Annotated in this window: 22 protein-coding genes; 15 read left to right on the top strand and 7 right to left on the bottom strand. The window is 65.1% G+C overall.

Features of this window, described 5'->3' with window-relative positions; genetic code table 11:
• The first annotated feature begins 67 nt into the window (after positions 1 to 67).
• From ACVIGB_RS27320 to ACVIGB_RS27300, 5 genes are all read left to right on the top strand, one after another.
• Complete coding sequence (locus ACVIGB_RS27320; protein ID WP_456720291.1) at positions 68 to 748, top strand: transglutaminase-like domain-containing protein; 681 nt, start codon at positions 68 to 70, stop codon at positions 746 to 748.
• Positions 749 to 825: 77 nt separating this feature from the next.
• Positions 826 to 1,752 carry a DMT family transporter gene (locus ACVIGB_RS27315; RefSeq protein ID WP_456720292.1) on the top strand — a complete coding sequence of 309 codons (927 nt, stop codon included), beginning with the start codon at positions 826 to 828 and terminating at the stop codon, positions 1,750 to 1,752.
• Positions 1,753 to 1,834: 82 nt separating this feature from the next.
• Positions 1,835 to 2,014, top strand: a complete 180-nt coding sequence (locus ACVIGB_RS27310) for a hypothetical protein (protein ID WP_092118934.1) — start codon at positions 1,835 to 1,837, stop codon at positions 2,012 to 2,014.
• Between the two features lie 115 nt (positions 2,015 to 2,129).
• Positions 2,130 to 2,303: a hypothetical protein gene (locus ACVIGB_RS27305; RefSeq protein WP_176528905.1), complete on the top strand. Its 174-nt coding sequence runs from the start codon at positions 2,130 to 2,132 to the stop codon at positions 2,301 to 2,303.
• Between the two features lie 342 nt (positions 2,304 to 2,645).
• The gene (locus tag ACVIGB_RS27300; protein ID WP_456720293.1) at positions 2,646 to 3,038 is read left to right on the top strand and encodes a hypothetical protein; all 393 of its coding nucleotides are present in this window, start codon (positions 2,646 to 2,648) and stop codon (positions 3,036 to 3,038) included.
• A 139-nt stretch (positions 3,039 to 3,177) separates the two neighbouring features.
• Here the strand turns inward: ACVIGB_RS27300 and ACVIGB_RS27295 are convergent, their stop codons facing one another.
• From ACVIGB_RS27295 to ACVIGB_RS27285, 3 genes are all read right to left on the bottom strand, one after another.
• On the bottom strand, positions 3,178 to 3,630 hold the full coding sequence (locus ACVIGB_RS27295; protein ID WP_456725067.1) for a hypothetical protein: 453 nt from the start codon (positions 3,628 to 3,630) through the stop codon (positions 3,178 to 3,180).
• Between the two features lie 141 nt (positions 3,631 to 3,771).
• Positions 3,772 to 4,143 carry a DUF883 family protein gene (locus ACVIGB_RS27290; protein WP_456720294.1) on the bottom strand — a complete coding sequence of 124 codons (372 nt, stop codon included), beginning with the start codon at positions 4,141 to 4,143 and terminating at the stop codon, positions 3,772 to 3,774.
• 77 nt (positions 4,144 to 4,220) lie between these two features.
• Positions 4,221 to 5,333: an AI-2E family transporter gene (locus ACVIGB_RS27285; RefSeq protein ID WP_456720295.1), complete on the bottom strand. Its 1,113-nt coding sequence runs from the start codon at positions 5,331 to 5,333 to the stop codon at positions 4,221 to 4,223.
• Between the two features lie 209 nt (positions 5,334 to 5,542).
• Between ACVIGB_RS27285 and ACVIGB_RS27280 the strand changes: the two genes are divergently transcribed.
• From ACVIGB_RS27280 to ACVIGB_RS27270, 3 genes are all read left to right on the top strand, one after another.
• A complete protein-coding gene (locus tag ACVIGB_RS27280; RefSeq protein ID WP_456720296.1) occupies positions 5,543 to 6,364 on the top strand; it encodes a L,D-transpeptidase in 822 nt (273 codons plus the stop codon).
• Positions 6,365 to 6,488: 124 nt separating this feature from the next.
• Positions 6,489 to 7,118 (top strand): DUF2865 domain-containing protein, encoded by a 630-nt coding sequence (locus ACVIGB_RS27275; RefSeq protein WP_173643746.1) that lies wholly within the window; start codon positions 6,489 to 6,491, stop codon positions 7,116 to 7,118.
• 113 nt (positions 7,119 to 7,231) lie between these two features.
• Positions 7,232 to 7,387 carry a Thivi_2564 family membrane protein gene (locus tag ACVIGB_RS27270; RefSeq protein WP_061880958.1) on the top strand — a complete coding sequence of 52 codons (156 nt, stop codon included), beginning with the start codon at positions 7,232 to 7,234 and terminating at the stop codon, positions 7,385 to 7,387.
• A 504-nt stretch (positions 7,388 to 7,891) separates the two neighbouring features.
• On the opposite strand, the gene ACVIGB_RS27265 is transcribed toward ACVIGB_RS27270, so the two are convergent.
• Positions 7,892 to 10,054, bottom strand: coding sequence for a malate synthase G (locus ACVIGB_RS27265; RefSeq protein ID WP_456720297.1), 2,163 nt, complete (start codon positions 10,052 to 10,054; stop codon positions 7,892 to 7,894).
• 193 nt (positions 10,055 to 10,247) lie between these two features.
• The gene (locus ACVIGB_RS27260) at positions 10,248 to 11,483 is read right to left on the bottom strand and encodes an MFS transporter (RefSeq protein ID WP_456720298.1); all 1,236 of its coding nucleotides are present in this window, start codon (positions 11,481 to 11,483) and stop codon (positions 10,248 to 10,250) included.
• A gap of 92 nt (positions 11,484 to 11,575) precedes the next feature.
• Between ACVIGB_RS27260 and ACVIGB_RS27255 the strand changes: the two genes are divergently transcribed.
• The gene (locus tag ACVIGB_RS27255) at positions 11,576 to 12,580 is read left to right on the top strand and encodes an AraC family transcriptional regulator (protein ID WP_456720299.1); all 1,005 of its coding nucleotides are present in this window, start codon (positions 11,576 to 11,578) and stop codon (positions 12,578 to 12,580) included.
• A gap of 148 nt (positions 12,581 to 12,728) precedes the next feature.
• Here the strand turns inward: ACVIGB_RS27255 and cysC are convergent, their stop codons facing one another.
• On the bottom strand, positions 12,729 to 14,648 hold the full coding sequence (gene cysC / locus ACVIGB_RS27250) for an adenylyl-sulfate kinase (protein ID WP_456720300.1): 1,920 nt from the start codon (positions 14,646 to 14,648) through the stop codon (positions 12,729 to 12,731).
• Between the two features lie 24 nt (positions 14,649 to 14,672).
• Entirely contained in the window at positions 14,673 to 15,467 is a 795-nt protein-coding gene (gene cysD, locus ACVIGB_RS27245) for a sulfate adenylyltransferase subunit CysD (RefSeq protein ID WP_456720301.1), read from the bottom strand.
• Between the two features lie 247 nt (positions 15,468 to 15,714).
• Between cysD and cysG the strand changes: the two genes are divergently transcribed.
• The 6 genes from cysG to ACVIGB_RS27215 all read left to right on the top strand — a co-directional run bounded on the left by cysG (position 15,715) and on the right by ACVIGB_RS27215 (position 21,575).
• Complete coding sequence (cysG, locus tag ACVIGB_RS27240; RefSeq protein ID WP_456720302.1) at positions 15,715 to 17,166, top strand: siroheme synthase CysG; 1,452 nt, start codon at positions 15,715 to 15,717, stop codon at positions 17,164 to 17,166.
• Entirely contained in the window at positions 17,163 to 17,480 is a 318-nt protein-coding gene (locus ACVIGB_RS27235; RefSeq protein WP_176528914.1) for a DUF2849 domain-containing protein, read from the top strand. Before cysG ends, ACVIGB_RS27235 begins: the two co-directional genes overlap by 4 nt.
• 27 nt (positions 17,481 to 17,507) lie before the next feature.
• Positions 17,508 to 19,163, top strand: a complete 1,656-nt coding sequence (locus ACVIGB_RS27230) for a nitrite/sulfite reductase (protein WP_456720303.1) — start codon at positions 17,508 to 17,510, stop codon at positions 19,161 to 19,163.
• Positions 19,150 to 19,665 carry a DUF934 domain-containing protein gene (locus ACVIGB_RS27225; RefSeq protein ID WP_229172086.1) on the top strand — a complete coding sequence of 172 codons (516 nt, stop codon included), beginning with the start codon at positions 19,150 to 19,152 and terminating at the stop codon, positions 19,663 to 19,665. Before ACVIGB_RS27230 ends, ACVIGB_RS27225 begins: the two co-directional genes overlap by 14 nt.
• The gene (locus ACVIGB_RS27220; RefSeq protein WP_456720304.1) at positions 19,662 to 20,390 is read left to right on the top strand and encodes a phosphoadenylyl-sulfate reductase; all 729 of its coding nucleotides are present in this window, start codon (positions 19,662 to 19,664) and stop codon (positions 20,388 to 20,390) included. The genes ACVIGB_RS27225 and ACVIGB_RS27220 overlap by 4 nt, the downstream gene beginning before the upstream one ends.
• A gap of 195 nt (positions 20,391 to 20,585) precedes the next feature.
• Complete coding sequence (locus ACVIGB_RS27215) at positions 20,586 to 21,575, top strand: sulfate ABC transporter substrate-binding protein (protein WP_171947846.1); 990 nt, start codon at positions 20,586 to 20,588, stop codon at positions 21,573 to 21,575.
• Positions 21,576 to 21,578: the final 3 nt, after the last annotated feature.

Raw genomic sequence — 21,578 nt, 5'->3', positions numbered from 1 at the left:
GGGCAGGGCTGCAAGAAGGCTGCATCGGTTGCATTGAACTGCGCACATGGCTTGCTAAGCTTGCGCCATGACCGAGCACCTCCCCGATACGATCAGCCGCCTCTACACCGACCCAGGCGAATATGTCGACAGCGACCATCCCGCCGTCGAGGCGTTCGCCCGCGCCGCCGTGGCGACCGACGCCGGCGCGCGCGACAAGGCCAGCCGGCTCTACACCGCGGTGCGCGACGGCATCCGCTACAACCCCTATGTCAGCATGCGCTCGCCCGAGAGCTACCGGGCCTCCAGCGTGCTCGCCGCCGGCAATGGCTACTGCGTCGGCAAGGCGGCGCTCTATGCCGCCGCCTGCCGGGTCCACGGCATCCCGGCGCGGGTCGGCTTCGCCGACGTCCGCAACCATCTCACCACCGAGAAGCTGCGCCAGAGCATGGGCTCGGACCTGTTCACCTGGCACGGCTTCACCGAAGTGTTCGTCGACGGCGCCTGGCGCAAGGCGACCCCGACCTTCAACGACACGCTGTGCGCCAAGCTCGGCGTCAAGCCGCTCGATTTCGACGGCCATTCGGATGCGCTGCTGCATCCGTTCGACGGCGCGGGGCGCGCCTACATGCAATATGTCAACGACCACGGCACCTATCACGACGTCCCCGCCAAATTCCTGATGCGCGAGATGGCGCGCGAATACGCCAACATGCAGGGCGAGGATATGTCTGGCCGCGACATGGAGCGCGAGGCGGCGGAGCAATAGCGCAGGCGTGCCGCGGCAAGCGGTGCGCTGACGGAAGCCGTCCTGGGTGAACGTGCGCCGGCTGAGGGGGCGGTGTCATGGATGCGGAGCTGCCGAAAGGTCAGGTCGACCGCCCGGCCACGGGCTGGGAGGACGCGGTCGCGCTGACCGGGTTCATCCTGGTCGCGGTCGGGCAGGCCTCCAACCAGGTGCTGGCGCGCGGCTTGGCCGGCTCGGTGCCGCCGTTCTCGCTGGCCTTCTTCCGCTGGAGCATCATCGCCATCGGCCTTGCGCCGTTTGCGATCGCGGCCGTGAGGGATGGCAAGATCCCGCTGGCGCAGAATTTCTGGCCGATCCTCGCCGCGGGCTTCCTCGGCATGTTCCTGTGCGGCGGCCCGGTCTACATCGCCGGCATCACCACGACCGCGATCCATATCGCACTGATCTTCGCGCTGTCGCCGATCATGGTGCTGTTGATTTCAGCCGCGCTCGGCATCGAGCATATCGGTCCGCTGCAATGGCTGGGCACGGCGCTGGCGCTCGCCGGTGCGCTTTTGATCGTCTCGGGCGGCCATCTGGAAACGCTGACGCAATCGAGCGCGGCCTGGGGCGATCTCCTGGTGGTGTGCGCGATGCTCGGCTGGTCCGGCTATACGCTGGTGCAATCGCGCGTCGCGCCGCGCGCCTCGCTGCTGGCGCGGGTCAGCCTGTTCTCGGCGGCCGGCGCGCTGTGCTCGCTGCCGCCGGCGCTCCAGGAAATGTGGGCCACGCCGGCTGCGGTTTTCAACGTCCGGGCGCTCGAGGCCTATGTCTTCGCCGGCCTCGTGCCGGGCCTGATCGCCTATGCCGGCTTCGCCTGGCTCGGCGCAAGGTTCGGCTCGGTGCGGACGTCGCTCGTGCTCTATGTCGCGCCGATCGCAAGTGCGCTGCTGTCCTGGGTCATCCTCGGCGAGCCGCCGAAGCTGATCCACCTGATTGGCGGCTTGCTGATCCTCGGCGGCGTCTGGGCGAGCCTGCGCAAATAGGTCCAACTCCTTCCCGGGTGCAACCTTTTCCGGCCTCGTGCGTTGAATCCAGCGTTGATTCAAGAACTTAGTTGGAGGTCGTATGAATCTTACTCCCCAGCAGCGCAAGGTTCGTAACGAGCAGCGTCAGCAAGACGCATCGCAGGCGATGAAGGAGCACCTCGCCCACGAGAAGGCGTTCTACAACAACTTCCACCGCCTCAAGGCCGAGCGGCAGGCGCGTGAAGCCGCGGAATCACGGAAGCCATCCGCTGCAAAATAAGCGCCGGGAGCCACATCCATCGTCCGGATTGCACGGATCTGACAGACCGAGAAGGAGCGCAAGCGAGTTCGCCCGAATGACGCGATGAAATCTCCAGGCTTATGGAGGACCTCAGATGTATTTTGCCGATAAGAAAACGGTCACTTGCAAATGCGGCGAGCCCTTGAGCGAACTGATGCTCGTCGACGACCAGACGACTGGAATCAAGTTTCATGTCGGTCGTTGCCTGTCCTGCCGTGAAGTGACGGTCGTTCGATCCCAGGACATGCCATCAAACGATAATGCCTGAAGGAGACAGTCCTCTCGCTCGGCGGAAGGACCGTTCCTTCAGCGCCGGGCTTCAATTGCGACGGCTGAGTGACAGGCCGGCTGACGCATCGTTTGCGGCACGGCCGAAAAAAGAGCAGGGCGCGACCGGCATCACCACGGTCGCGCCCTACGTCGCCGGTCAATGGGGCAGGGGGAATAACCGGCTCCTCCAATGACTCGCAGACCCCCAGACTCGTTCCGCGCGAATCAAAATATTTTCGTACACGGTTAAGTGATGGCTGGACGCGAGAACCCCACAGGTTTCCCTCGCGTTGTGTCCGTGATCGCCAACGGGAATTTCCATGGGGCGAGGGACATCACCATGTCAAAGATTCAAAAGGGAATTTTCGCTGCGTTGGCGGCTGGACTGACGCTTGGCGCGGTCCAGCTGGCGTCCGGCCACGATCTCATTGGCGGGCAGCAGGTCACCACCCAATTGGCACCGGAGAGCGCGGTCAATCGCGCCGCCAAGACCGACCGTGCCGAGGTTCCGATGGCCGCCCTGCCGAGCCGGACCGTCGCGCTGAAGGTTGATCGGCTTCCCGATACGTCGGTCCTGGTTCGTGTTCCCGTGGCGCGGGAAGAGGCCCGCAATCACCCCGCAGCGCCCGCCCGGGCGCGGCCCGGCGACACCCGCAAGGTCGCTTGCGAGCCCGTGGTCAGCGTCCTGACCGAAGTGGCCAAGCTGCTGCAACCCGGCCGCTGCGTGACCTGAGCCCCCCTTGAACAGTGTCATCGCCCGGCTTGTCCGGGCGATCCAGTATTCCAGAGACAGTCATTGTTGAGCCGATGGGCCGCGGCGTACTGGATCGCCCGGTCGAAGCCGGGCCGATGACAGCAGTGCTTGTTGGTGGCTATTCCTCTTCTTCCGGCTCGCTGTTGCTGCCGGCGGCGCTGCGGCTTGCCATCAGGCCGAGCGCGAGGCCGCCGACCGCCAGGATCGGGATCAGCCGCTTCACGCCGATGGCCCGGACGATCTGCAGGCCGGTAGCGATCAACGCGGGGTCGGCGAACATTGTTGCCGCGGCAGATTTCGCGGCCTTCGCCGCCTTCTCGGCGCGCCGGCGCGCTTCTCGCTTGCGCGCCACGTAGACGGCAACGGCGATCAACGCGACGACAAGAAACACCGCGGCGCCAGAGAGGCACGCTTCCACCGGCCCGTAATGCTGCAGGACGTAGACGAACGCGGCCGCGCACAGGAAGGCGATGGTGATGAACAGCGCGATCGCAGCGGCAGCGGCCAGCGACGTCAGCCGCAGCGCGCTGCCGGTGGATTCCTTGACGTCATCGATCAGCCGCTGAAGCATTGCCAAACCTTGTCCTGAGTCTTGCCTTGAAGAGCGCATCGACAAACGAGGTGGCGGCGCGCCAGCGCTGCCATCTCGTCCAGAACGGTGGTTTGCGCATGACCGTCATCGCGGGCCGCCTCCGCCGGAGCTGGACGGCACCTAGCGTCGCCAGGTGACGCCGATCAAAAAGCCGAGGCCGAGCGCCAGGCCGACGGTCGCCAGCGGCCGCTGCGTGATCACCTCTTCGAGCGATTCCTCGATCGAGGATGCCGCCTCCTGCGCCGCGCCCATCATCGCGCTGCCGCGCTCCGACATGTCATCGAGGGTCGATTCCGCGTTGGCACGCGCGTCCTTGTAGTGGCGGCGCGCCTGCTTGCCTGCGTTGTTGGCAAACGTGTTGAGCGCCTCGGTGATCTGCTCGGTGAGGGCTGCGATATCGTTTTTCACGGCGGTGACATCCTTTTCGAGGCGTTCGTAGGTCGCTTTGTCCGTCATGTTCTTGATCCCAAACGTGCTGTCCGTGTTCGACATCGAAAGCTCCCGGAGAACGTGCGTGTCCGGAGAAAAACGCTTCGCACCAAGCAAAGGTTCCAGATGCGAAACCGAGGTTAGTCCTCCGGCAGCTGCGGCGAATTGACCGGCATCAAATGCTCCTTGACGATCAACGCCACAATCAGCAGCGGCGACGACAGGAAGGCGCCCATCGGGCCCCACAGCCAGGTCCAGAATGCGAGCGCGAGAAAGACTGCGAGCGCATTCAGCGACAGCCGGCGGCCGACGATCGTCGGCGTCACGAAATGCCCTTCCATGAAAGTGACAGCCGCAAAACATGCCGGCGCGAGCAGCCCGGCGCCGATGGTCGGCGCGGAGATGATGCCGACCACGACCAGCACCACGAACATCGCGACCGGCCCGATGATCGGAATGAAGTTCAGCGTCGCGGCGAGCGCGCCGAGCCCCGCCGGGTTCGGCATCCCCGTCGCCGCGCAGATCGCGCCGGTGACGATACCGATGCCGACATTGATCATCGTCACCGTCAGCAGATAATTGCCGAGATGGGTCTCGACCTCGTTGAGGATACGCAGCGTGCGCAATCGTGCCGCGCGGTCACTGAAGGTCATCACCAGCCCGCGGCGCAGATCCTTCCAGCTCGCGATGAACAGGATCAGGGTTGCGATGAACAGCAGGAATTCGGCGAAGGTCGGCGACACGAATTCCAGCGTTGGCTGCACCCATTCGAATTTCGGCAGCTGGAGGCTGGCGAGCGTGTCGGGCCCGCCGACCATGCTCTGCAACTCCTGCCACAGCATAAGCAGCCGGTCGAACACGTGCAGCTTCTCCTTCAGGATCGCCCCGAGTTCGGGCAGCCGCGAGCTCCATTCCATCACAGGCGAGGCGATCAGCCCGACCATGAAGCTGACGGCGGCGCCGACCGCGACCACGATCAGCACCGCGCCTAGCGCGCGCGGAATCCGGTAGCGCTCGAGCAGGCTCGCCGCCGGCGACAGCATGGTGCCGACGATGAAGGCCATGGTGATCGGAAGGAAGAAGGCCCGTGCCAGATAGAGCACCCCGACGATGACGATCACCAGCAGTGCGACCAGCGCGAAGGCGACGGCCTCGGCGCGGCTGATCATCGGCGGTGTTTCGGCTGTGCTGTCGGGGAGGGGCGTGCCTTCGGGCGCGTTGCCAAGCATACGTTCACCCGGAAAGGCGCGCACCAGACTCCTCCCGAATGGGACAAATGAATTTCGCGTCAAATTACGCCTGACAACGGCGTTGCCCCGGCAAAGGTTCCATCGCGCGCTCGTGAGACCGGACGGGTTGACAATCGCGGCTTCGCGACGATTCGCAGCGGAACTGTCTCACGGTTACGCGCGTTGGTTGGGCATCGCATCACCATGATGCGCATCCCGTCCAGGGGCAGCACATGACACAGCAGTCTCTCTCCAGCCGCCGGCTTGCGTCGCGCGCCGCGCGCACCCTCGTCCGCACCTTTGCCTTTGCCAGCGTCCTGCTCGCGACGCCATTCATTGTCGCCAATTCGGCGAGCGCTCAAGTCCGCTCCTCCGCGCTCGGCTATGCGTCGACGCAGCCCGGCGGATTCCTCTCCGACGAGGTGATGAACGATCCCTCGACCGAGGACGGCGCGCTGCCGGAGCGGCTGCGTCGCACCACCGTCGCGCTCAACACATCAGAGGCGCCCGGCACCGTCATCATCGATACCGGCAACACCGCGCTCTATTACGTACTCGGCGGTGGCCGGGCGATCCGCTACGGCGTCGGCGTGGGCCGCGAGGGGTTCACCTGGGCGGGCACCCAGACGATCAGCCGCAAGGCCGAGTGGCCGGACTGGCATCCGCCGGCCGAGATGATCAAGCGCCAGCCCTATCTGCCGCGGTTCATGGCCGGCGGCCCGGGCAATCCGCTCGGTGCCCGTGCGATGTATCTCGGCTCCAGCGAGTACCGCATCCACGGCACCAACGATCCGTCGACGATCGGCAAGTTCGTGTCGTCGGGCTGTATCCGCCTGACCAACGAAGACGTCTCCGACCTGTTCAGCCGGGTCGATGTCGGGACCAAGGTCGTGGTGTTGCCGAAGAACGCACAGCATCTTGCCGCGCGCGAGCTCGGCCCGACCACGACGCAGATCTCGGTCCGGCCGGCGACGATGCAGCCGCGCCCCGCGGTGATGACGCTGCCTTCCGGCCGGCAAGCATTGAACATCCCGGCGACTTCGTCGTTGTACTAGAGCGTTTCGGGCGAAGTGGATACCGGTTCGCGTGAAGAGAACGCGTCAGAGCAAGAATCCAGAGCCGCGTTCCGATTCAATCGGAACGGGGCTCTCGGGATCGGCGTTGGACTGAGGGTCGGTGATGGCAAGGCGGCACGTTAGGCGGTGGGCGTTCGGGACGGCGGCATTGCTCGGCCTGTCCCTTGCGCCCGCGGCGCAAGCCCAGGATTTCTTCTCGCAACTGTTCGGCGGCTTCATGCAGGGCCGTCCGCCGGTGATCCGGATGCCGTTCGATGACGGCCCGGCGCCTGTGCCGCGGGCCGAGCGGCGCGCGCGCTATGATGTCGGCCAGGCCTATTGCGTGCGCACCTGCGACGGCCGCTATTTCCCGCTGGCTGCGACCGGCAATCAGAGCAAGGCGGAGAGCTGCAACAGCTTCTGCCCGGCGAGCGCGACCGAAGTGGTCTATGGCGGCAACATCGACAACGCCGCGACCGACGACGGCAAGCCGTATTCCGAGCTGCCGAACGCATTCCGCTATCGCGACGAGATCGTCTCGGGCTGCACCTGCAACGGCAAGGACCCCGTCGGGCTCGCCGCGGTGAAGATCGAGGACGATCCGACCCTGCGCAAGGGCGACATCGTCGCCGGCAAGGATGGGCTGATGTCGGTCGGCCGCCCAGACCGGCGCGGGGCATCTCTCAACTTCACGCCGGCGCCGGATCGCATCCGCGCCAAGTATGAGCGCGCGCCGGTGCTGGCGCGCGAGTAGCGCCGATCAAGCGAGACCGGCCACTTTCGGTTCCGTTGTCCGGAACCGGCTTCCCTCTCGTACGTTAGCAACGGGCGAACAGCACATTCACCGATGCCATCAGGGGGCTCCGCATGCTCGTCGGCGTACTCGTCACTTTCCTTGTCGTTATTCTGGTTCTCTATCTCATCAACATGCTGCCGCTCGACGGCCGCGCCAAGCAGATCGCGCGCGTCGTCGTCATCATCATCGGCATCGTCTCGCTGCTGAAATATCTGGCGGTGTTCTAGCTTCGTCATTGCGAGTGAAGCGAAGCAATCCATCTCACCGCGCGAGTGGAGCAATGGATTGCTTCGTCGCTTCACTCCTCGCAACGACGTCGATGCAGCACCATGAGGGTCTACAGTTCAGCCGCGAAACAAGGCGCATATCCTCGTCCACCGCTGTCATCGCCCGGCTCGATCGGGCGATCCAGTACGCTGCGGCTCCTCGATTCAAGTACAGACGTCTCTGGAATACTGGATCACCCGCATGCGCGGGTGATGACGCTGCGAGGGGCGTCCGCAGGATTTCTGAATAATAGAAGAATATCACTGATTTGCCCGACGAGTCAAGTTGTCGTATCCGCCAGCCGCCGCCGGCTACTTTGCATGGGGTTGTTTTCGATATTTTGGCAGTGCGCCCCCGCGACGGCAGGCTATCGCATCCGGCTCCTCTAGCGCCGCCTGCGGCGCCAACAAAAAAGCCCCGGCTCATTGCCGGGACTTTTGCTCGTCGTTGCGATCGCTCGCGGATCAGCCCGCGGCCTTGGCCTCGCGGCGGCGCGCGGTGAGGATGTATTCGGTGTAGCCGTTCGGCTGCGTACGTCCCTCGAAGATGAGGTCGCAGGCCGCCTTGAAGGCGACGCCATCGAACGAAGGCGCCATCGGCTTGTACAGGGCATCGCCGGCGTTCTGCTTGTCGACGACGACGGCCATGCGCTTCAGCGACTCCATCACCTGATCCCTGGTGATGACGCCCTGATGCAGCCAATTCGCCAGATGCTGGCTCGAGATGCGCAGCGTCGCGCGGTCTTCCATCAGGCCGACATCGTGGATGTCGGGCACCTTGGAGCAGCCGACGCCCTGGTCGATCCAGCGCACGACGTAACCCAGGATGCCCTGGCAGTTGTTGTCGATCTCCTGCTTCACGTCATCGGGCGCCCAGTTCGACTGCGACACCGGAATGGTGAGGATGTCGGAGAGTTTTGCACGCGGCCCGCCCTTGGCGAGCTCCTGCTGGCGGGCGATCACGTTGACCTGGTGATAGTGCAGGGCGTGCAGCGTAGCCGCGGTCGGCGACGGCACCCAGGCGGTGGTGGCGCCGGCCTGCGGATGGCCGATCTTCTGTGTCAGCATGTCGGCCATCTTGTCGGGCGCGGCCCACATGCCCTTGCCGATCTGGGCATGGCCGGGCAGGCCGTCGATCAGGCCGTTGTCGACGTTCCAGTCCTCATACGCCTTGATCCACGGCTGCGCCTTCATGTCGTTCTTGCGGATCATCGGACCCGCTTCCATCGAGGTGTGGATCTCGTCGCCGGTGCGGTCGAGGAAGCCGGTGTTGATGAACATGATGCGCTTGGAGGCGCGCTGGATGCAGGCCTTGAGGTTGACCGTGGTGCGGCGCTCCTCGTCCATGATGCCGACCTTCAGCGTGTTCTCGGGCAGGCCGAGCATCTTCTCGACCTCGGCGAACAGGTCGCAGGTCAGCGTCACCTCGTCGGGGCCGTGCATCTTCGGCTTGACGATATAGGCCGAGCCGGTGCGGCTGTTCTTGACCTTCGAATTGCCCTTGAGGTCGTGGATCGCAAGCAGGCCGGCGACCGCGGCGTCGAGCAGGCCTTCGGGAATCTCCTCGCCCTTGGCGTCGAGCACCGCGTCGGTGAACATGTGGTGGCCGACATTGCGCATCAAGAGCAGGCTGCGGCCGTGCAGCTTCAACTCGCTGCCGTCGGGCTTCTTGTAGACGCGGTCGGCATTGAGCGAACGGGTCAGCGTCTTGCCGCCCTTGTCGAAATCGGCCGACAGCGTGCCGTTCATCAGGCCGAGCGTGTTGCGATAGACCAGCACCTTGTCCTCGGCGTCGACGGCGGCGACCGAGTCTTCCATGTCGAGAATGGTCGAGACCGCCGACTCCAGGATCATGTCGGCGACGCCGGCCGGATCGTCCTTGCCGATGACGTTGCTGCGGTCGATCTTGACCTCGACATGCATGCCGTTGTTGACGAGCAGGATCGCGGTGGGCTGGGCGGCGTCGCCCAGATAGCCGGCGAACTGGGCGGCGTTCTTCAGCGCGGTCGAATTGCCGCTCTTCAGCTTGACCGAGAGCTGGCCCGCGATCACGCTGTAGGAGGTCACGTCGGTGTGGCTTCCGGTCGCGAGCGGCACGGCGGCGTCGAGGAACGCCTTCGCCTTCGCGATCACCTTGTCGCCGCGGGCCTTGTTGTAACCCTTGCCACTCTCGCTCGGATCATGCGGGATCGCATCGGTGCCGTAGAAGGCGTCGTACAGCGAGCCCCAGCGCGCGTTGGCGGCGTTCAGCGCGTAGCGGGCGTTGGTCAGCGGCACCACGAGCTGCGGGCCGCAGATCTTGCCGATTTCCTCGTCGACATTTGATGTCTCGACCTTGTGGGTCGCGGGCTCGGGCAGCAGATAGCCGATGTCCTTGAGGAACGCGGTGTAGGCGTTGATGTCGAACGCCTTGCCCTTGTTGGCGCGATGCCAGTCGTCGATCTTGGTCTGCAGCGCGTCGCGGACCGCGAGCAGCTCGCGGTTCTTCGGGCCGAGCTTCTGGATGATGGCGGCGAGTCCTGCCCAGAACGCGTCAGGCGCGATCCCGGTTTTCGGCGTCGCCTCCTTGGCGATGAAATCGAACAGGACAGGGGCGATCTTCAATCCATGGGCATCGACACGAGTCATGATGGGCTTTCTCAAAGAAATGGGGCGTTTAGGGGCTGTTTTCGAAAGAAATCAGCAAAAAACGCGCCAAAGGCGGCGTTCACGCCCTTTTTGCCCTAAAGCCACGGCTCTGAGAAGGCCCCCTTTCCCCGAGGCGCTGCACCGGCAGCCGCCGTGAATTTCTAAAGCCTGATCCAGTCTCGTAAGGACGCCGTTACGGCGCCCTGGTCCGTACCTTGGTGGCGATCAGCAATGCGGCGAGCAACAAGGGAATTGCGCCCGCCACGAACACGGCTGCCGCGCCCATCAAATCGAGCACCAGCCCGCCGCCCGCCGCGCCCATGGTGATGCCGAGGAAGATCGAGGCCACCGTCAGTCCGGTGCCGCTTTCGGTCTCATCGGGCACCATGCGGGTGATCCAGGTCGTCGTCGCCACCGGCACGCCGCTGAAGGCAAATCCCCAGAGTGCGATCAGCACCAGCGCGGGAATGACGTCCTTGCCGTAGAGCGAGAGCAACAGACCGAGCACGCTGATCGCCAGCGGCATCGCGATCAGCGTGAGCTTGAGATTGCGCTCGGCCATCAGCCCGCTCGCGAAGGAGCCGAGGTAGTTGGCGACGCCGAAAGCAAGCAACGTCGCCGCGACGCCGGCAGCGCCAAGCCCGGTCACGCTTTCAAGGAAGGGACGGATATAGCCGAAATAGCCGAAGTGTCCGGTGAAGACCAACGTTGCCGCGAAGATGCCGGCACCGATCCCCGGCCGCGTCAGGATGTCGACGAGGGTGCCGAGCCCGGCTTCTCCCCTCGGCGCCAAACGCGGCAAGGCCAGCGCCTGGACGACGAACACCGCCGCGCCCAATGCCGTCGCGAGCAGGAACACGGAGCGCCAGCTCGCCACCTCGCCGAGATAGCTGCCAAGCGGAACGGCGATGATCATCGCGGCGGGAATGCCGCTCATCACGATCGACAAGGCCCGTGCAACCAGCGACGACGGCACCAGCCTGATCGTCGTGGCTGCCGCCATCGCCCAAAAGCCGCCAATGGCGAGGCCAAGCACGATGCGCGCCGCCAAGAGGAACGTGATGCTCGGCGCCAGCGCCACCAGCAGGTTGGAGATGACCAGCAGAATCGAGAAGCTGAGCAGCACCGGCTTTCGATTGAAGCTGCGCGTCAGTCTCGGCGTGAACAACGCCCCGACCAGGCCGGCCAGCGAGGTCGCCGTCACCGCCTGACCGGCAAGGCCCGGGCTCACACCGAGGTCCTTCGCCATCGGCGTCAACAGGCCGGACGGCAGGAACTCCGCTGTCAGAAGTGCGGTGACACCCAGCATCATGGCGACGACGGCGCCCCAGGCGGGCTTTTCCGATGCGGCGGGCTTGTCACCAACCTTGAGTGCGACTTCGCCCGGCATCAGCGCAACGGCATCGGCCTGCGCCAAATCGGGGTTCACTTCTTGATCCATTGACCGAAACTTCCATCTTATGCTGCGCTGCCGCAGACATAGATTGGACGGTCTGGACAATCTATGCCATAAACACCCGAATGTTTGATCGCTCGTCCAGATCGTTTACCGCCGATACGACCGATGTCGCCGTCGATCTGGTGAGCGAATTGTTGCTCGGCATGCGGCTTGAGGGCGTTCACTACCGTCGGGTCGAGACGCGGGCGCCGTTCGGCTTTCGCTTCGAGACGCCGTATGGACGCGCGCAATTCCACTTCGTCGCGCATGGCGCGGCGCTGCTGCGCTACGCCGATGCGGCGCTGCTTCCCCTCGGGTGCGGTGACGCAATCTTCCTGCCGCGCGGCGGCGCGCATGACCTCGTCTCGGCCCCGGACGAGCCGAGTTGCGACGTCGAGCGTTTCGAGACCGAGACGCTGTGCGGCAATGTCGATGTGACATCGGCCTGCCCTGACGGATGCCCGCAGGACGAGTCGGTCCTGGTCTTCAGCGCCTGCATGAATTTCGATCTCGGCGGCATGCGCCCGCTCATCGCCCTGATGCCGGAAGTGATGCGGGCCGACACGTTGCTTGTGCGCCAGCCGGAAATCGAACCGATGCTGAAGGCGATGGAGCGGGAGACCTGCACGCCGCGGGCCGGTTCCGTCGGCGTGATGGCACGGCTCGCCGATGTTCTCGCCGCGTCAATCGTGCGCGGCTGGGTCGAATGCGGCGGCGCCAACGCCATGGGCTGGTTCGAGGCCTTGCGCGATCCGCGTCTCGGCCGCGCGATCGGCGCGCTGCATCGCGCTCCCGGCCGCAACTGGACCGTTGCTGAACTGGCGGCGGAGGCGGGTTGCTCGCGGTCGCTGTTCGCCGAGCGCTTCCAGTCAATGACCGGGCAATCGCCGCTGCGCTACCTTGCCGAGCTGCGCATGCGCCTCGCGACACAGTGGATCGAGCATGAGCGCCAGCCGATCGATTTGATCGCCCAACGGCTGGGCTATGCGTCGCAGGCAGCCTTCAGCCGCGCGTTCAAACGTATCACGGGGCAATCGCCGGGGATGGTGCGGCAACCGGCTGGAAGCCGCCGCGCGGCCGCCGAATAGGCCTCAACCGAACCGGTTTTTGACACCGCCGTCATGCCCCGCTTCAAGCGGGGCATCCAGTGTGCCGCAGCCTCTCCGCTTAAGCACCGACGTCTCTGGAATACCGGGTCGTCCGGTCGAGCCGGACGACGACAGATCGAGTTTAGCTTCAGATGTTCGCCGCGAGGTCGGTCAGTTCGTCGAACAGGATGCCGGTCGTGGCCAGCATCCGCTCGATCGCGTCGGTGGCATCGCTGACCGAGCGGTTCGAGGTGTCGATGGTCAGTTCGTTGCCGGTCGGCGGCTGGTAGTCATTGGTGATGCCGGTAAAGGACGGCAATCCACCCGAGCGCGCCTTGGCGTAGTGGCCTTTGGGATCGCGGGTCTCGCAGACCTCGGCAGGTGTGGCGACATAGACCTCGCGGAATGCGCTGTCGGCGATGCGGCGGGCTGCCGCGCGGTCGGCGGTCGACGGCGAGACCGCGGCGACGATTGCGATATGGCCGTTGCGCGCCAGATGGGTCGCGACCTCGGCGAGGCGGCGAATGTTCTCAGTGCGATCCTGCGGCGAGAAGCCGAGGTCGCTGTTCAGCCCGGCGCGGAAGGTGTCGCCGTCGAGCAGGATCGGCGAGCCGCCATTGCTGAACAGCCGCCGCTCCAGCGCGCGCGCCAGCGTTGACTTGCCGGAGCCGGGCAGGCCGGTCAGCCAGATCACCGCGCCATTGTGATGGTAGCGCGCAGAGCGCTCGTCCGGCCGCAGCGCGGATTCCACCGGCACGATGTCGATCGGCACCGCGGGCCGGCCGGCATCGACCGACAGCACGAGGCCGCCGCCGGCGATGCGCCCGTTGACCTCGATCACGAGGCGGCCGGTGCGCGGATTGTCGGTGTAGGGATCGGTCGCAACCGGCTGCGCCAGCGAGATGTCGATCTCGCCGACATGGTTGCGCGCGATCGCGGTGTTCTCTTCGTTGGACAGCGCGCCGGGATCGATCGCCTTTTCGATGGCGACCACGGTGGCGCGGCTTTCCTTGGTGCCGAGCCGGATCAGGATCTGCTCGCCTGTGGTCAGCGGCTTGTCGTGCAGCCAGAATATCCGCGCGCGGATGCGGCGGGTGTCGCGCGGGCTCTGCCCGCTATGTCCGATGATGTCGCCGCGCTCGAGGAACAGCTCGCGGTCGAGCGTGATGCCGACCGAGCGCCCGGCGCCCTGCAGACCGTTGACCGGCGTCACCGGCCAGCTCTCGACCGTCTTGATCTTCGCGATCTTGCCCGTGGGCATGATGACGATCTCGTCGCCGGACTTCAGGCTGCCGGACTCGATGCGGCCCGCCACGATGCGGCGGTCGTCGAACTTGTAGATCGCCTGCACCGGCAGCCGCAGCGGCAGCTCCGCCAGCGGCGGTGCCGGCTCGAGCGCATCGAGCGCCGCGACCACGGTCGGTCCCTTGTACCATCCGATCCGCGGCGTGTGTTCGGCAACGCCGTCGCCGTCGCGCGCGGAGATCGGGACCACAGCGGTCGGCGTCACGCCGAGACCGATCAGATGCGCGGAAATCTCGTCGCTGATCTCCTTGAAGCGATCGGCACTGAAATCGACCCGGTCCATCTTGTTGACGACGACCGCGACCTGCTTCACGCCGAGCAGATGGAGGAGATAGCCGTGCCGCCGCGTCTGCGAGCGGACGCCTTCGAGCGCGTCGATGATCAGCACCGCGCCGTCGGCCTGCGAGGCGCCGGTGATCATGTTGCGGAGAAATTCGGCGTGGCCGGGCGCGTCGATCAGCACGACATCGCGCGAGCGGGTGCGGAAGCGGATCTGGGTGGTGTCGATGGTGATGCCCTGGTCGCGCTCGGTCTGCAGCGCGTCGAGCAGGAACGACCATTCGAACGGCATGCCGCGCCGCGCGCTGACCGCCTTCAGCATCTCCAGCTTGCCGTCCGGCAGGCTGCCGGTCTCATGCAGCAGGCGGCCCACCAGGGTGGACTTGCCGTGGTCGACATGGCCGACGATGACGATGCGCACCTGGGGACGTGTGGTGCCGTTGGGGGTCGCCGAGATCGAGGCGGTGGGAAGAATCATGTTCATCAGAGCACTCACGCCAAACTGGGATCAGAGATAGCCGGCGACACGCAGTCGCTCGAACGCATCCTCGGTTTCGTGATCGAGTGCGCGGCCGGCGCGCTCCGGGATCTTGGTGTTCTCGAGTTCATCCAGGATTTCATCGATGCTGGATGCGGTCGAAGCCACCGGGTTGGTGATGTCCTGATCCCCCAGCGAGCGATAGCGCTTGCCGTCCTTGGCGAGATAGAGCGGGATGATCGGAATGCCTTCGCGCTTGGTGTAGGCCCAGATGTCGGCTTCGGTCCAATGCAGGATCGGATGGATGCGCAAATGCGCGCCTTGCGGCGGCGAGGCGTTGAAGTGATCCCAGAACTCCGGCGGCTGGTCGCGCACGTCCCATTCGCCTTCGACGCCGCGCGGCGAGAACACGCGCTCCTTGGCGCGCGTCGCCTCTTCGTCGCGGCGGATGCCGGCGATCAATCCGTCAAAGCCGAATTTATTGAGCGCGAGCTTCAGGCCCTCGGTCTTGCGTGCGGCGGAGCGCGCGGCCGGCGGCAGGGTCGGGTCGACGCTGTCGATCGGCGGGCAGGGCTCGACGCGCAGATCGAGATCCCATTCCTTGCCGAAGCGGTCGCGGAACGCATACATCTCCGGAAACTTCTTGCCGGTGTCGACATGCAGCGCCGGGAACGGGACCCGGCCGAAGAACGCCTTGCGCGCCAGCCAGATCATCACATTGGAGTCTTTGCCGAGCGACCACAGCAGCGCGAGCTTTTTCAGCCGGGCGAACGCCTCGCGCAAAATATAGATGCTCTGGGCTTCCAGCTCATCGAGATGATCCATGGACGGCGGGGGCTGATTGGCAGGAATCCCCGGCACGGAAGATGCACTGCGAAGGGCTGCGGACCGCGTTCCGGCAGCGGCGGATTCGTTGTCGAGAAGATGCATCTCTTGGCCTTGGCCTGTGGAGTTGAAAATTCTAAAGTTGCGCTGCAATAGAGAAGAAATAATTTTCTCTTTGCTGGGCTTGATCGAGAGATAAATAGAAAATAATTTCAGTCAACCCCCAAATTGGGGAAGCGAGTGTCTGATGCGATATCTGCCGGTGTTTCTGGATCTGCAAAGCGGCAAGGTGCTGCTCGTTGGAGCGGGCGAGCTCGTGCGCGCCAAGTTGCGGCTGCTCGCAGCTGCCGGCGCCGCAGTTCGCTGGTACGCGACCGATGGCGATCATGAGCTCGCCGGCATCGCGGCGGAGGACGCCGCCCGCATCGAGCGCGCCGAGGGCGATGCGCTCGCGGCCGATCTCTCCGACGTCATCGCCATTCTCTGTGCCGGTGCAGGCGAGGTCGGTGTTGCGATGTCGGTGCGCGCCAAGGCGATTGGCCTGCCGGTCAACGTGATGGACGACCTCGTGCACTCCACCTTCATCATGCCTGCGATCGTCGATCGCGGCGACGTCGTGGTCGCGGTCGGAACCGGCGGCACGTCGCCGGTCGTGGCGCGTCGCATCCGCGAGAAGATCGAGGCGGTGCTGCCGGCGCGGATCGGCGATCTCGCCGGTTTCATCGGCCGCTTCCGCAAACCGATGCATGCGCGGATTGAAGAATTTCCGCTGCGCCGCCGCTTCTGGGAGCGCATCGTCGACGGCCCGATCGGCGCGCTGGTGCTGGCCGGCCGCAACGACGAAGCCGAGCACGCGCTGAACGCGATCGGCGATCCCGCCGCGTTCGCCGGCGCTGATACGGAAGGCAAGGCTGTTGGTCATGTGACACTGGTCGGCGCGGGTCCGGGCGATCCGGATCTGCTCACCGTGAAGGCGCTGCGCGCACTGCAGGACGCCGACGTCGTGTTCTATGACGAATTGGTGTCACCTGAAATTCTCGACCGCATCCGGCGCGATGCCACGCGGATTCCGGTCGGCCGCCGCATCGGCAAGCCCGGCATCGGCCAGGACGCCATCAACCGCCTGATGATCGAGGCCGCGCAGTCCGGCCAGCGCGCGGTGCGGCTGAAGGGCGGCGATCCCTTTGTGTTCGGCCGCGGCGGCGAGGAAATCGAGGCGCTGCGCGACGCCGGCGTCGCCTACTCCATTATTCCTGGCATCTCCGCCGGTCTTGGCGCGGCCGCGCAATTCGAGGTGCCGCTGACCTTCCGGCACGAGGCGCTGCGCATCACCTTCCTCACCGCGCACAAGGCGCGCGATGCCGAAGTCGTCGACTGGTCGGTGCTGACCGACACCAGGATGACCGTCGTCATCTACATGGGCATGACCGCGGCGCCCGCGATCCGCGAAGGTATGCTAGCCGCGGGCCGCTCGCCGGAGACACCGGTCGGCGTGTTCGCGCGGGTGACGCGGCCGGACGCCAAGGCCGCGGTCGGCACGCTGGCGCGGCTGCCCGAGCTGGTCAAACAGGTCGATGGCGGTCCGGCCATTCTCATCATCGGCGACGTGGTCGCGCATTCCGCACCGTGGAGCCGATCCAACGTCACCCAATTGTTCTCCAACCAAATGTTCTCCGAACTGCTGAAAGCTGCCGAATGACCTCTCCGCTCGAACAGAAGAAAATCAGGATCACCGGCCCCTCGGTGGTGACCGCCAACCGCACCTGGGATGGCGCCGTCGTGTACCGAACCGCCAAACAGGGCTGGTCCACCGAACTTTCCGATTCCGCCGTCGTCAGCACCTCCGACGATGCCCGCGCGCTGCTGGCCGAAGCCACCGCCGACGATGTCGGTGCGGTCGGGCCTTATATCGCGCCGGTCGAGCTCAAGGACGGCGGCAAGGTCAAGCCGGGCAATCTCCGCGAACATATCCGCGCCAAGGGCGTCACCATCGATCTCCAGGTCCCCGCGTAAGGCGCCCCGGCGTAAGGCTCATCGAACATGTATGCTTATGACGAACTCGACCGCACGCTGATCAACGAGCGTGTTTCGGAATTCCGCGATCAGGTGAAGCGCCGCCTCTCCGGCGAGCTCACCGAGGACGAATTCAAGATCCTGCGTCTGCAGAACGGCGTGTACCTGCAGCTGCACGCCTACATGTTCCGCGTCGCGATCCCCTACGGCACGCTGTCGTCGAAGCAGCTGCGCCGGCTCGCCCATGTCGCGCGCCGCTACGACCGCGGCTATGGCCACTTCACCACGCGGCAGAACATCCAGTTCAACTGGATCAAGCTCGCAGAGCTGCCCGACGCGCTGGCCGATCTCGCCGAGGTCGGCATCCATGCGATGCAGACCTCCGGCAACAACATGCGTAACGTCACCTCGGACCAATGGGCCGGTGTTGCGCCCGGTGAGATCGAGGATCCGCGCATCTGGTCGGAGCTGATCCGCCAGCACACCACGCTGCATCCGGAATTCTCGTTCCTGCCGCGCAAGTTCAAGATCGCGATCACTGCCGCCGAGCACGATCGCGCCGCGATCAAGATCCACGACATCGGGCTGCGCCTGCACAAGAACGCCGACGGCGAGACCGGCTTCGAGGTGCTGGTCGGCGGCGGCCTCGGCCGCACCCCGTTCATCGCCAAGACCATCAAGCCGTTCGTCCCCGGCCGCGATATCCTCAGCTACATCGAGGCGATCCTGCGCGTCTACAACCAGTACGGCCGTCGCGACAACATCTACAAGGCGCGTATCAAGATCCTGGTGCACGAGCTCGGCATCGAGAAGTTCGCCAAGGAAGTCGACGAGGAGTGGAAGGCGATGGGCGATGTCGGGCTGACGCTCGATCACACCGCCATCGAGGAGGTACGCTCGCGCTTCTCCTATCCGGCCTACGAAAAGCTGCCGCACATGCCGGACGAGCTGAAGCAGGCCGCGCATGACAAGCTGTTCGAGCGCTGGCGCAAGAACTCGGTGTCGGCACACAAGGTGCAGGGCTATTCGATCGTGACGCTGTCGCTGAAGCCGGTCGGTGGCCCGCCCGGCGATGCCACCGCCGAGCAGATGGACGCGGTCGCCGACCTCGCCGACAAATATTCGTTCGGCGAAATCCGCGTCGGCCACGAGCAGAACCTGGCGCTGCCGCATGTCGCCAAGCGCGACCTTCCGGCGCTGTTCAAGGCGCTCGATCGGCTCGGCCTCGCGACGCCGAACGTCAATTTGGTGACCGACATCATCGCCTGCCCGGGGCTGGATTACTGCTCGCTGGCCAATGCGCGCTCGATCCCGATCGCGCAGGAGCTGACGCGGCGTTTCGCCAACCACGACACCGCCGACCTGATCGGCCGGCTGCACATCAACATCTCTGGCTGCATCAATGCCTGCGGCCATCACCATGTCGGCCACATCGGCATTCTCGGCGTCGAGAAGAACGGTGAGGAGTTCTACCAGATCACGATCGGCGGCCGCGCCGACGAGAACGCGCAGATGGGCACCCTGATCGGCCCGGCCGTTCCCTATGCGGAAGTCGCCGACGTGATCGAAGACATTGTCGAAGCCTATCTCGCGCTGCGCGACCGTCCCGAGGAATTGTTCGTCGATACGGTGAAGCGTCTGGGCGTCGAGCCTTTCAGGGAGCGCGTCTATGCCACTCGTTAAGCAGGGAAGACTGACCACCGATCTGTTCGTGCATGTCGCCGACGGCGCCGAGCTGCCGGGCGACGGCGCGGTGCTGGTGACAGCCGAGCGCTTTCTCGCCGATCCGGAGGCGCTGCTGCGCCGCCCCGGCAAGCTGGGGGTGATCTGGCCGAACAACCGCAACCTCGACGAACTCGTGCCGCATCTCGATCGGCTGGCCTCGGTCGCGCTGGTGTTCCCGACGTTCCGTGACGGCCGTGCCTACAGCCAGGCCCGCCTGCTGCGCGAGCGCTACGGCTATGACGGCGAGCTGCGCGCCACCGGGCAGATCCTGCGCGACCAGTTCGTGTTCATGACGCGCGCTGGCTTCGACGCCTTCGAGGTGAAGAAGGATGCCGACGCCGACGCGTTCGCCCAGACCATGAAGCGCTATTCGGTGTTCTACCAGCCGACCGGCGACGGCCGCGTCACCGCACTCAACCGCCGCATGCAGCTGCGTCACTCGGAGAGCGCCGGCCAGTGAGCACGCTTGCACCAGAGCTTGCAGTGGCATCAGTCGCATTGCCCGCGGCCGATACGCTCGATCGCGCGCTGCGCAAAGCGTCGCCCGCCGAGGTGATCGCGGCCGCATTGCAGACGGTCGGCCGCGAGAGGCTGGCGCTGGTGTCGTCGTTCGGCACCGAGTCCGCCGCGCTGCTCAAGGTGATGGCTGACGTCGATCCGTCGATCCCGGTGGTCTTCCTCGACACCGGCTGGCTGTTCGAGGAGACGCTGGCCTATCGTGATACGCTGATCAAGACGCTCGGCCTCACCGATGTGCGCTCGATCAAGCCCGATGAGCAGGCGCTGTCGCGCCAGGACCCGGACCGCGAATTGTGGTTTACCGATCCCGACGCCTGCTGCCGCATCCGCAAGGTGGAGCCTTTGGCGCGCGCACTGAAGCCGTTCGCCGGCTGGATCAACGGCCGCAAGCGTTTCCAGGGCGGTGCCCGCGCCGACATCCCGGTCGTCGAGGACGACGGCGTCAGGCTGAAATTCAATCCGTTCGCCAACGTCTCGCGCGAGGAGATCGAGGCGATCTACACGCTCGGCAAGCTGCCGCCGCATCCACTTGTCGCATCGGGATATCAGTCGGTCGGGTGTATGCCTTGCTCGAGCCGGGCTGCAGCCGGCGAGGATGCACGCGACGGCCGCTGGCGTGGCCGGGCGAAGACGGAATGCGGCATCCACACAACGAAGATGTCGTAGGGCACTACGCTAGTCGCGATGACGCTCCATCGCGATTGGCGACGTGACAAAGCCTTCGCAGTGCGGCGGGTTCGTAGCACAAGCGCGCTGCGCCGCTGGAAACAAAGAAAACCGGTTTCGTTGACTCAGGGCCACTTCACCGTGAGTTATGTCTTGCGTGTTCCCTGACATTCTCAGGTTGAATGGAGACCAGAAATGATCCGTCGTATGCTGCCGCTGGTCGCGGGATTGTTGTGGGCGAGCTCGGCCTTCGCGGCCGACTATTCGCTGCTCAACGTGTCCTACGATCCGACCCGCGAGCTCTATGTGGATTTCAACAAGGCGTTCGCCGCGGCCTATCAAAAGGAGACCGGCAAGAGCGTCGAGATCAAGCAGTCGCATGGTGGCTCCGGCTCGCAGGCGCGCTCGGTGATCGACGGATTGCAGGCCGATATCGTCACCCTGGCGCTGGCCTATGACATCGATGCGATCGCGGGCAAGGGCCTCCTCGCAGCGGACTGGCAGAAGCGGCTGCCGCTCAACGCCTCGCCCTACACCTCGACCATCGTGTTCCTGGTCCGCAAGGGCAATCCCAAGGGCATCAAGGATTGGGACGATTTGATCAAGCCCGGTGTCGCCGTGATCACGCCGAACCCGAAGACCTCGGGCGGCGCGCGCTGGAACTACCTCGCCGCCTGGGGCTATGCCCAGAAGAAGTTCGGCTCGGCCGACAAGGCGAAGAAATTCGTCGCCGATCTCTATCAGAACGTGCCGGTGCTCGACACCGGTGCGCGCGGTTCGACCGTGACCTTCGTCGAGCGCGGTGTCGGCGACGTGCTGCTGGCGTGGGAGAACGAGGCGTTTCTGGCGCTGCGTGAATTCGGGCCGGACAAGTTCGAGATCGTGGCCCCGGCGCAATCGATTCTGGCCGAGCCGCCGGTCGCCGTCGTCGATGCCGTCGCCGACAAGAAGGGCACCCGCGCCGTCGCCGAAGCCTATCTGAAATACTGGTATACCAAGGAAGGCCAGGAGATCGCCGCGCGCAACTCCTACCGGCCGCGCGATCCCGAGATCGCCAAGGAGTACGAAAAATCCTTCGCCAAGGTTGAACTTTTCACCATCGACGACGTTTTCGGTGGTTGGACCAAGGCGCAGAAGGAGCACTTCGCCGAGGGTGGCATCTTCGATCAGATCTACAAGAACTGATCG

This window comes from Bradyrhizobium sp. USDA 4341 (assembly GCF_054063755.1).
This window is presented reverse-complemented; position numbering and strand designations above follow the sequence as displayed.